Below are 10,811 nucleotides of genomic sequence, written 5' to 3'. Positions count from 1 at the left end.
GGGCCGTCCGTCTCCGGTGCCGGACGGCCCCGTCCGGGGGTCCGGCCCGGTTCGCCGCGGACCCGTCGGAGTACCCGACGGACCGCCAGCACCACGAGCAGCCCGCCCGCGCTCGCCGTCAGCCACACGGTGATGGTGCCGTAAGCGGTGGAGCGCACCCGCAGGCGGCTCGGTGGTCCGAGCAGTTCTCCCCCCGGAGTACGTACCGCGGCCTGGACGATGAACTGGCCCGAGCGCGTGACCTCGGCGCTCACGCGCACCTGCCGCCTGCCGAGCGGTGGCACCTGCTGGGGCGGGATCGGCGCCACCCGCAGGCCGGCCGACGGGAGGATCTCGACGTGGACCTCGACCGTGACCGGCAACCCGTTCGCCACGGTGATCAGGATCGGGGCGTCGGAGGTCCCGAGCGAGTACGGGCTCGGCGGCTCCAGCACGCGCACCGATGCGCGCAGTTCGGCCACCCTCCCCGCGCCCGCCGTCGCGGCCGCGGTGGCGGCGGCGGGCCGGCCCCGCCATGCCGCCGAGACCGGCCGGGCGAGGCCGAGCCGGAGCGGGTCGAACGCGTCGTCGGGGCTGACCCCCACACCGGAACGGGGTACGGCGGCAGAGCTCAGGTCCTCGATGTCCCGTGCGGTCTCACCGACGATGTCGACCGCGCTGCCGGGGATCTCGCTGCCCCCTGCCCGCAACGGGTAGGCGGGGGCGAGCGGGGCGGTCCCGGCGGGCGGACCAGCCGCGAGCACCCCGTCGAGCGCGCGGGGCACGATCCGGTGAGCCTGGAGAAGCTGGTCGACGGTGGCGAGCAGCGCGTCGGCCCCGGCGCCCTCGACCGCCCACTGGTGTGGCGGCGCGAGCACGAGCGGGCCGGGCGCGGCGGCGCCGTCCGGCGCCTCCTCCGTGCGGAAGGTGAGCGCGCCGATGAGGTCCTGCGTGGACAGCGGACCGACCACGCCGGCCGGGGTGGTCGACACCACGGCTCCGCCGCGTCCGGGGTCGGGGCCGGTGAAGCTGCTGGGCCCGGTGGCGGCGCGGGTGAGCAGCGGATCGGTCAGCACCGCGAACTGGGGCAGGTTGCCGCCCGCGATGGGCACCACGCCACTGTGACGTTGCACGCGGCCCTGGTCGACGCCGTCGGCGGAGAGCACCAGTGACCGGCCGTCGGCCTCGCCGATCCGGTCCAGCGCGGGGTCGTCGGCCACCCCACCGACGGGCCACGTGACGCCGGGCACGACCGTGGTGTGCAGGATGTCGGACAGGACCTGCCTGCCCTCCTGGATCGTGGTCGTGGCGAGCTCCCCGAGCCCACCTCTCGTCAGAGCGACGAGATCTGCATCCGCGTACGGCAGCGCGATCACACAGCCGCCCTTCGCCACCGCGGCGAGACTGTCCAGCCATTGCCCGGCCACCTCCGCGCCCGACCCGGGCACCGGGCCGCCGCCACCGGGCCGCTCGACCTCGTAGCCCGCGCGCATCAGGGACGCCGTCTTCACGAGGTCGGGGTCGATGGCCAGGCAGGTGGCCTCCCGCACGCTGGACCCGGGAGGCGCGTTCGTGGTGAGCGCCGAGACGAGGCTGCCGAGTCGACCGCCGGGAGCCATGGACGCGGCGAGGTCGTCGTCGGTGAGCAGGGTGGGCTCGCCCGGCACCGTCGCGACCAACCGCGGGGTGTCGGTGATCGGGAACAGCAGCGAGAACGGGATGGCCGGGCCGGCCGGAGGCGGGGGAACGCTGCCCGCCCCGTCGGGGGACGGCGGCAGGGACAGCACGGGCAGCAGCATCCGGACCGCGGCCAGCCGCGCCCGCTGGCCGTCGCGGGGCACCCCGTTGACGTTGACGAGCAGCTCGTGCACCCCGGTCGAGCCGAGCGCGAGGCTCGTGCCGGGCGCGCCCCGGAGCGGGACGGTCAGCCGGATCGGCATCTGGCCGCGGGGTGCGAGCTCCCCGGGGAGGCCGGTGAACTGGGGGGTGACCGCGTCGGTGCTCGCGGCGCCGTCCAGCGCGTCCCGGACCGCGCCCTCCGTGCCCAGCGGGTCGCCGCGCTGCACGCGGATCACCAGGTCCCCGATCGGCTGCTCGCCGGTGTTCGTCAGCGTGCCGGCGAGAGTGAGGACGCGGGGCCCGCCCGTGGTGACGACGCGCGGCGTGAGCTGCGTCAGGTCCAGCCGCAGCGGCCCGGCGGTCCCGTCCGGATCCAGCTGGAACGGGGACTGGAGCGGTGCGGCCCGGACGGGGGATGCGTACGCCGGGGTGGCCGACGGCCCTACGAGCAGCAGTCCCGTCAGTGCCAGCCCCGTCAGCGCCAGCGCCGTGAGCATCCGAACCGGGATCGCGACCAGGGTCGCGATCGGCTTCACGCCGTCTCCTCCAGGAGCTCCGTGGCCCGCCGGATCAAGCGTCGCTCGTCGGCGTAGGCCAGCCGCGACTCGAGCTCCTCGAGCGGCACCCAGGCCACCTCGGAGACTTCGACGTCGGAGTCGGACAGTTCGCCGCCGAGGGCGCGCAGCAGGAAGTGGTGCACGGTCTTGTGCACGCGCCGATCCTCGGCGACGAACCAGAAGTCGATGGTGCCCAGTGGTGCGACCACGCGGCCGATGATGCCGGTCTCCTCCTCGACCTCTCTCACCGCCGCCTCCTCGGCCGTCTCACCGGCCTCTATGTGGCCCTTGGGCAACGACCACAACAGACGTCCCCGCCGGTCCAGGCGCCCGATCACCGCGGCCGTGCCCGACGCGGGGTCCACCACCAGCCCACCGGCCGACGTCTCGTCGACCGTCCGCAACCGCCGCCTGCGGTCCGAAGGGCGGCTCGCGCGGCGCCCCCCGGAGCGGCCGCGGGATGTGGACATGCGGCGATCGTATCGAGCAGACCGGTTCCGGTGCCCGGCCAGCGCCGGGGCCACCATCCTCGTCGCCGCGTCCGACCCGGGCGCCTACACTGGCCCGCCGTGTCCGCAGCAGCCCTGGCGTCCGGTGCCGTTCCCCCCGACCTCGTACGTGCCCAGGAGAATGCGGTCGTGGAGATGGTGCAGATCGGGCCGGTCGCCGAGGAGCTGGCGGCCCGCTTCGCGCTGGCCGGGCACCGCCTCTACCTCGTCGGTGGCAGCGTCCGCGACGCCCTTCTCGGGCGCGAGTCCGGCGACCTCGACTTCACCACCGACGCGCGTCCCGACGCGGTGCTCGCGTTGCTCGCCGGCTGGGCCGACGCGGTCTGGGACACCGGCATCGCCTTCGGCACGGTCGGTGCGCGCAAGCGCGGCGACACCGTGGAGATCACCACGTTCCGCGCCGACGCCTACGACCGCGTCACCCGCAACCCGGTGGTCGCCTTCGGCGACACCATCGAGGACGACCTCGTGCGCCGCGACTTCACCGTCAACGCAATGGCGGTGGAGCTCACCGGCGCCGAGCGCCGCTTCGTCGACCCGCACGGCGGGCTGGCCGCGCTCGCGGCCGGTGTCCTCGACACGCCGGCGACGCCGGAGGAGTCCTTCGCCGACGATCCGCTGCGGATGCTGCGGGCCGCGCGGTTCGTCTCCCAGCTGGGCCTGGCGCCCGCCCCGCGGGTCCTCACGGCCATGACGGCGATGGCGGCGGAGCTGCGCCGGATCACCCGCGAGCGGGTGCAGGTGGAGCTCAGCAAGCTGATCTGCGGCACGCACCCGCGCCGGGCGGTCGAGCTGATGGTCGACACGGGGCTCGCCGAGCAGGTGCTGCCGGAGGTGCCGGCGATGCGGCTGGCCGTCGACGAGCACATGCAGCACAAGGACGTCTACACGCACTCGCTGGTCGTCATGGAGCAGGCGATCGAGCGGGAGGAGCCCGGGAGCCCGGACCTCGTGCTGCGCCTCGCGGCCCTGCTGCACGACATCGGCAAGCCCGACACCCGGCGCAAGGAACCCGACGGGCGCGTCAGCTTCCACCACCACGAGGTGGTCGGGGCGAAGATGGTGCGGCGGCGCCTGCGTGAGCTGCGCTATCCCAAGGCCGTCATCGACGACGTCGCCCAGCTCGTGTTCCTGCACCTGCGGTTCCACGGCTACGGCACCGGCGAGTGGACCGACTCCGCGGTCCGGCGCTACGTCGCCGACGCGGGCCCCCTGCTCGACCGGCTGCACAAGCTCGTGCGGTCGGACTGCACCACGCGCAACCGGCGCCGCGCGGCCACGCTGCAGCGCAGCTACGACTCCCTCGAGAACCGGATCGCGGAGCTGCGCAAGCAGGAGGAGCTCGACGCGATCCGGCCCGACCTCGACGGCAACGCGATCATGGAGCTGCTCGGCGTCCCGCCGGGCCCGCTCGTCGGCAAGGCGTACAAGCACCTGCTCGCCGTCCGCATGGAGCGCGGCCCGCTGACGCGGGAGGAAGCGGAGGCCGAGCTGCGCACCTGGGCGTCCGAGAACGGCGTCGGCTGATTGCAGCAAAGCCACGTTCATGCAAGCTCGTTGCGTGAAAGTGGCTTTGCTGCGACGAGGAGCGGCGGTCAGGCCTTGCTCGTGCGCCGCAGTTGCTGGTCGTGGGCCAGCAGTCCCAGCAGGTAGAGGGCGGCCGCCGCGCCCAGGAGCCACGGCGCGTAGCCGTCGGGTGGGCTGAGCAGGGCGGCCACGGCCACCGCGAGCACGTACCCGACGTTGAACACGATGTCGTAGAGCGCGAACACCCGGCCGAGGAACCCGTCGCCCGCCTCGCTCTGCACCGCGGCGTCGGTGCACAGCTTCACGATCTGGCCCGTGGCGCCGAGCACGAACGCCGCTGCCAGCACGGCGGGCGCGGACAGCAGCAGCGCCAGGGCGACCTGCGTGACCGTGGCGACCACGAGCGCCGTGCGGATCGTGCGGGGGCGACCCCAGCGCCGCACCATCCACGGCGTGAGCAGCGCCGCGACCCCGAGGCCCGCCGCGCCGAGCAGGACGGCCTCGCCGATGCCCGCCAGCCCGGCGCGGAACAACCCGCTGTCGGTGAACGCGTACCGGAAGAGCAGCAGCGACAGCAGTGTGGTGATGCCGATGGAGAGCCGGTGGGCCGCCAGCGCGAGGAAGGACGCGGCCACCGAGGGGGTGGCGGCGGTGGCGCGTACCCCGTCGGCGAGCCCGTGCAGGACGGTGACGGCGGTGCGGCTGCCCAGGTCGGTCCGGTCGGGTCCGAGTGAGCCGCGGCCGAACCCCGCAGCCAGTGCGGCGGCGAGCAGCGACCCGACCACGGCCACCAGCGTGGTGATCGCCGAGCCGGTGTCGTCGGGTCCGACGAGTGCGCGGATCCCGATCGCGCTGGCCCCGCCGAGTGCGGCCATGCCGGCTCCGACGGTGACCGCGAAGGTGTTGGCCTCGACGAGGTGGCGCCGGGGGACGACGTGCGGGAGCGCCACCGACAGGCCCGAGTTGACGAACCGGCTGACCCCGGCGACGGCGAGGGCAGCGAGATACAGGCCCGGGCCGGAGACGCCGGTGAAGACCGTGGCCGCGACCACGACGATGAGCGCGGCCCGCACGACGTTGGCCGCCATCAGCACCCGCTTGCGGTCCCAGCGGTCCAGCAGCGCCCCGGCGAACGGGCCGATCAACGAGTACGGGAGCAGCAGCACGGCCAGGCCGGCGGCGACGGCGAGCGGATCGGCCTGCCGCTCGGGGTTGAAGAGGACCGCGCCGCCGAGTGCGGCCTGGAACACGCCGTCGGCCCATTGTGTGGCGAAGCGCACGGCCAGAAGGCGACGGAGGCCGTGGGTGCGGACGAGCCGGGCGAAACCCAGTCGCTCGGTCGCCTCCGGCGCCGCTGTTCCTGCGGCGACCGGCGGCGTCGGTGGTCCCGATGTCGGCACGGGCGAAGGCTACGCGGACTGCCGGATGCGACGATGGACCGCGTGGTGGACGACCGCTCGGGCTCTGGTGCTTCTCCTGGTTCCGAGCCGGGACCGGGCAGCCTGCTCGTCGCGGCGCCGGGGCTGCTGGATCCCAACTTCCACCGCACGGTGATCTTCATGATCGAGCACCGGGACCGGGGCAGTCTCGGCGTCGTGCTGAACCGGCCGAGCGAGGTCCCGGTGCGCGACGTGCTGCCCGCATGGGCGCCGCTGTCCGCGCAGCCCCAGGCGGTGTTCGTCGGTGGTCCGGTGGAGGGGGAGACGGCGCTCTGCCTCGGAGCGGTGCGCACCGGCCTGCACCCGGGCAACGTGGAGGGGCTGGTGCGGGTGCGCGGACCGGTGGTCCTGGTCGACCTGGACACCGATCCGGCGGCGATCGGCCCGAGTCTTCGTGGCCTGCGCGTCTTCGCCGGCTACTCGGGCTGGGACGCGGGGCAGCTCGCCGGGGAGATCGACCGGGGTGACTGGATCGTGATCCCAGCCCTGCCCGACGACGTGCTGGCCGGCCACGACGCGGGGCTGTGGGGCCAGGTGCTGCGCCGGCAGGGCATGCCGCTCTCGCTGCTGGCGACCTACCCGTCCGACGTCCGGCACAACTGACGGCCTGCGCTCGGCCCTGTGTCAGCCCTGTGTCAGCCCTGTTCGGCGCCGCTCGGGACGCCGGCTGCCGTGTCGCGGCAACCCGCCACGAGGTCGCATCCGGCGCACGTGCCCGAGCAGCCGGACGGCGCGAAGGCCGGCGGGGGCACGGAGGTCGCGGCGCGGTCGCCCACCACTCCGGCGACGCCGGCGAGCCCGAGCGTCCCGACGACCGCCACGGCCAGCACCACCCAGCCGAGCACACCGTCCGCTCCCGAGAGCAGCACCGCTCCGCCCGCCACCGCGACCGCACCGGCGGCGCCGGCCGGCGCGGCCGCCGCCCTGTTGCCGATGACGAACGCCGCGTGCGAGCTCAGGGTCGTCTCCGTGCGGACCCCCAGCCAGGCGTTGCGGCGCAGCCGCGAGCGGGCGCCGAGCACGGCGACGGCGATGAGTGCGAGCCCGGCCAGCACGAGCAGCGAACCGAGGACCAGACGGAGTGACTGCGGCACGTCGCCAGCCTAGGCGAACCCGGGCGCGGGACCTGCGTCAGCGGAGCTACCCTGGAGGCGTGGCCCATCGACTCCTCGTCGAGGCCGCGTCGCAGTAGGCAGCACCCGGCGCGGCCGACCCCTCATGCCCGAGCGGCAGGGGGGTCTTCTGGTTTTCGGGCCGACTAGACACCTCCCAGGAGTGGGACATGAGCACGGACACGACCGCAGTTGCGCCGGAGCGCGCCGACGGCCCAGCCGACGACGGGGCGCTGCCCTACCGGTACAACGCGCGGCTGGCCGCGCAGATCGAGCGTCGCTGGCAGGACCGGTGGGAGAGCGAGGGCACCTTCCACGCCCCCAACCCGTCGGGGCCGTGGGCCGATCCGGCCGCCACCGCAGGCGAGAAGGTCTACCTGCTCGACATGTTCCCGTACCCGTCCGGGTCCGGGCTGCACGTTGGTCACCCGCTGGGATTCATCGGCACCGACGTGCTGGGTCGCTACCTGCGGATGAACGGTCGCACGGTGCTGCACGCGATGGGCTTCGACGCGTTCGGGCTGCCCGCCGAGCAGTACGCCGTGCAGACGGGCACGCACCCGCGCAAGACCACCGAGGAGAACATCCAGCGCTACAAGGCGCAGCTGCGCAGGCTGGGCCTGGGCCACGACGAGCGTCGCTCGGTGGCCACCACCGACGTGGAGTTCTACCGGTGGACGCAGTGGATCTTCCTGCAGATCTACAACTCCTGGTACGACGAGGCGCAGCAGAAGGCACGTCCGATCGCGGACCTGGAGGCCGAGTACGCCGACGGCACCCGATCCGTTCCCGACGGGCGGGCCTGGACCGAGCTGACGGGCGTGGAGCGGCGCCGGGTGGTCGACGGGCACCGACTGGCCTACATCTCGGAGGCGCCGGTGAACTGGTGCCCGGGGCTGGGCACGGTGCTGGCCAACGAGGAGGTCACCGCCGACGGCCGCAGCGAGCGGGGCAACTTCCCCGTGTTCCGGCGCAACCTGAAGCAGTGGATGATGCGGATCACCGCCTACGCCGACCGGCTGACGGCCGATCTGGACCGGCTGGACTGGCCCGACTCCGTCAAGGCGATGCAGCGCAACTGGATCGGCCGCTCCGAGGGCGCGCAGGTCCGTTTCCCCATCACCGGCGTCGGCACCCCGATCGAGGTCTTCACCACCCGCCCCGACACCCTGTTCGGCGCCACCTACATGGTGCTCGCGCCCGAGCACCCGCTGGTCGACGCGATCACGCCCGAGGCGTGGCCCGCCGACGTCGATGCCCGCTGGACCGGCGGCGCCGCCACGCCGCGGGAGGCCGTCACCGGCTACCGGGACGCAGCGGCGCGCAAGTCGGAGCTGGACCGGCAGGAGAACCGGGAGAAGACCGGCGTCTTCACCGGCGCCTACGCCACCAACCCGGTGAACGGGCAGCCGATCCCGGTCTTCGTCGCCGACTACGTGCTGATGGGCTACGGCACCGGCGCGATCATGGCGGTGCCGGCCCAGGACCAGCGCGACTGGGACTTCGCCACGGCCTTCGGCCTGCCGATCACCCGCACCGTGCAGCCGAGCGAGGGCTGGGACGGCGAGGCCTACACGGGTGACGGCGCGGCGATCAACTCGGCGAACGACGAGATCAGCCTGAACGGCCTGGGCGTCTCCGACGCCAAGCGCGCGATCATCGACTGGCTGGCGGCGCGGGAGGCCGGTGAGTCGGTCGTCCAGTACAAGCTGCGCGACTGGCTGTTCTCCCGGCAGCGGTACTGGGGCGAGCCCTTCCCGATCGCGTGGGACACCGACGGCCTGCCGGTTCCCCTGCCCGACGACCAGCTGCCCGTCGAGCTGCCCGAGATCGACGACTACTCCCCGAAGACGTACGACCCCGACGCCGCCGACACCGAGCCGGAGCCGCCGCTGTCGCGTGCCGAGGAGTGGGTGGCGGTCGACCTGGACCTCGGGGACGGCCTGCAGCGCTACCGCCGCGAGACGAACACGATGCCGCAGTGGGCCGGCTCGTGCTGGTACTACCTGCGGTACCTGGACCCGGAGAACTCCGAGCGCTTCGTCGACCCCGAGGTCGAGCGGTACTGGCTGGGCAAGGACCCGTCCCGCGGTCCGGCCGACCCCGGCGGCGTCGACCTGTACGTCGGCGGTGTCGAGCACGCGGTGCTGCACCTGCTGTACGCCCGGTTCTGGCACAAGGTGCTCTTCGACCTGGGCCACGTCACCTCCGAGGAGCCGTTCCGCCGGCTGTTCAACCAGGGCTACATCCAGGCCTTCGCCTACACCGACGCGCGCGGCGCCTACGTGCCGGCCGAGGAGGTCGTCGAGGTCGTCGAGCCCGACGGCACTCCTGGTTTCACGTGGAACGGGCAGCGGGTGCGCCGGGAGTACGGGAAGATGGGCAAGTCACTGCGCAACGTGGTGACTCCCGACGAGATGTGCGAGCGCTACGGCGCCGACACCTTCCGCCTGTACGAGATGTCGACGGGGCCGATGGACGTCTCCCGGCCGTGGTCCACCCGCGACGTCGTGGGTTCGCAGCGGTTCCTGCAGCGCGTGTGGCGCAACCTGGTCGACGAGCACACCGGCACGGTCCGCGTCACCGACGAGGAGCCCGACGTCGACACGCTGCGTGCGCTGAACCGGGCGATCGCCGGGGTGCACGCCGACTTCGTGGCGCTGCACTACAACACGGCCGCAGCCAAGCTGATCGAGCTGAACAACCACCTGACCAAGGCCTACGGCAGCACCGGTGTGCCGCGGAGTGTCGCCGAGCAGCTGGTGCAGATGATGGCGCCGCTGACGCCGCACGTCGCCGAGGAGCTGTGGTCGCTGCTGGGCCACGAGGGCTCGCTGGCCCACGGTCCGTTCCCGGTGGCCGACGAGCAGTACCTGGTGGCTGACACCGTCGAGTACCCGATCCAGGTCAACGGCAAGGTGCGCGGCCGGATCACCGTGGCGGCGGACGCCGGTACGGACGTGGTGGAGGCAGCCGCGCTGGCCGAGGAGAAGGTCGCCGCCCTGCTGGACGGCCGCACTCCCCGCAAGGTCATCGTGGTGCCGGGCCGCCTCGTCAACGTGGTGGTCTAGCCGGCGGCCGGTCGCAGCACGAGCTCGGTGAGGGCGGCGTCGTCGGGCGCCGTCACGGCCAGCAGCACGGCCCCGGCCACCGACTCCGGCCGCAGGTAGGCCTCCGGTCGGTACTCGCCGCCCTCCTGGGCGACGACGTTGCGCTGCATCCCGGTGTCGACGCGGCCGCAGTGCAGCGAGGTGACCCGCAGGCCGTTGGGGGCCTCCTCGGCGCGCAGCGCGTCGGCGAACGCCCGCAGGGCGAACTTGCTGGCGGCGTAGGAGGCCCAGCCCGGGTTGGCGGCGAGGCCCGCGCCGGAGTTCAGGAGCACGACCCGTCCCCGGGCGGCCCGGAGCGCAGGCAGCAACAGCCTGGTCAGCTCGGCCACCGCGACGACGTTCACCTCGAACTGGCGCCGCCAGGTGGCCACTGAGGTGTCGGCGACGGTGCCGAGCGCGCTCATCCCGGCCGAGTGCACGAGCACGTCCAGGCGCTCGACGCCGCCCGCCGCCTCGGCCAGTGCCGCGGTGTCGGTGAGCTCGACGGGCCACGGGCGCGCGCCCGGTAGCTCGGCCGCCAGTGCTTTCAGCGCCTCCGTGTCCCGGCCCCCGAGCAGCAGGTCATGCCCGGGGGCGAGCGCCCTCGCCACGGCGGCGCCGATGCCGCGGGACGCCCCGGTGACCAGGGCGAGAGGACGTAGGTCGAGCTCCGTCACGGGCGCGCACTCTACGACCTCCTGACCTGGTCCTACCTCCGGGGACACCGGTCCGCCCGGCCGCGGGGGGTGGGGAACGTGGG

General features: G+C 73.7%; 8 protein-coding genes. 3 read left to right on the top strand and 5 right to left on the bottom strand.

Going from position 1 to position 10,811, the window contains the following annotated elements:
- Nucleotides 1-2,354: DUF6049 family protein (locus HF577_RS34555; RefSeq protein ID WP_169400213.1), on the bottom strand; the 2,354-nt coding region annotated here is incomplete at its 3' end.
- Nucleotides 2,351-2,845, bottom strand: a complete 495-nt coding sequence (locus HF577_RS34550; protein ID WP_169400212.1) for an NUDIX domain-containing protein — start codon at nt 2,843-2,845, stop codon at nt 2,351-2,353. The genes HF577_RS34550 and HF577_RS34555, both read right to left, overlap by 4 nt.
- Nucleotides 2,846-2,944: 99 nt before the next feature.
- Here HF577_RS34550 and HF577_RS34545 point away from each other — a divergent pair, with 99 nt between their 5' ends.
- A complete protein-coding gene (locus HF577_RS34545) occupies nt 2,945-4,411 on the top strand; it encodes a CCA tRNA nucleotidyltransferase (protein ID WP_312859571.1) in 1,467 nt (488 codons plus the stop codon).
- Nucleotides 4,412-4,479: 68 nt separating this feature from the next.
- On the opposite strand, the gene HF577_RS34540 is transcribed toward HF577_RS34545, so the two are convergent.
- Nucleotides 4,480-5,811 carry an MFS transporter gene (locus HF577_RS34540; protein ID WP_312859570.1) on the bottom strand — a complete coding sequence of 444 codons (1,332 nt, stop codon included), beginning with the start codon at nt 5,809-5,811 and terminating at the stop codon, nt 4,480-4,482.
- A 33-nt stretch (nt 5,812-5,844) separates the two neighbouring features.
- Between HF577_RS34540 and HF577_RS34535 the strand changes: the two genes are divergently transcribed.
- Nucleotides 5,845-6,453, top strand: a complete 609-nt coding sequence (locus tag HF577_RS34535; protein ID WP_169400211.1) for a YqgE/AlgH family protein — start codon at nt 5,845-5,847, stop codon at nt 6,451-6,453.
- A 32-nt stretch (nt 6,454-6,485) separates the two neighbouring features.
- On the opposite strand, the gene HF577_RS34530 is transcribed toward HF577_RS34535, so the two are convergent.
- Nucleotides 6,486-6,944: an SdpI family protein gene (locus tag HF577_RS34530; RefSeq protein ID WP_169400210.1), complete on the bottom strand. Its 459-nt coding sequence runs from the start codon at nt 6,942-6,944 to the stop codon at nt 6,486-6,488.
- 188 nt (nt 6,945-7,132) lie between these two features.
- Here HF577_RS34530 and leuS point away from each other — a divergent pair, with 188 nt between their 5' ends.
- Nucleotides 7,133-10,033 carry a leucine--tRNA ligase gene (gene leuS / locus HF577_RS34525; protein ID WP_169400209.1) on the top strand — a complete coding sequence of 967 codons (2,901 nt, stop codon included), beginning with the start codon at nt 7,133-7,135 and terminating at the stop codon, nt 10,031-10,033.
- Here leuS and HF577_RS34520 read toward each other — a convergent pair.
- A complete protein-coding gene (locus HF577_RS34520) occupies nt 10,030-10,728 on the bottom strand; it encodes an SDR family oxidoreductase (protein WP_169400208.1) in 699 nt (232 codons plus the stop codon). The genes leuS and HF577_RS34520 overlap by 4 nt on opposite strands.
- Nucleotides 10,729-10,811 lie beyond the last annotated feature (83 nt).

It is taken from the genome of Pseudonocardia xinjiangensis (assembly GCF_012911925.1).
GTDB classification, from domain to species: domain Bacteria; phylum Actinomycetota; class Actinomycetes; order Mycobacteriales; family Pseudonocardiaceae; genus Pseudonocardia; species Pseudonocardia xinjiangensis.
This window is presented reverse-complemented; position numbering and strand designations above follow the sequence as displayed.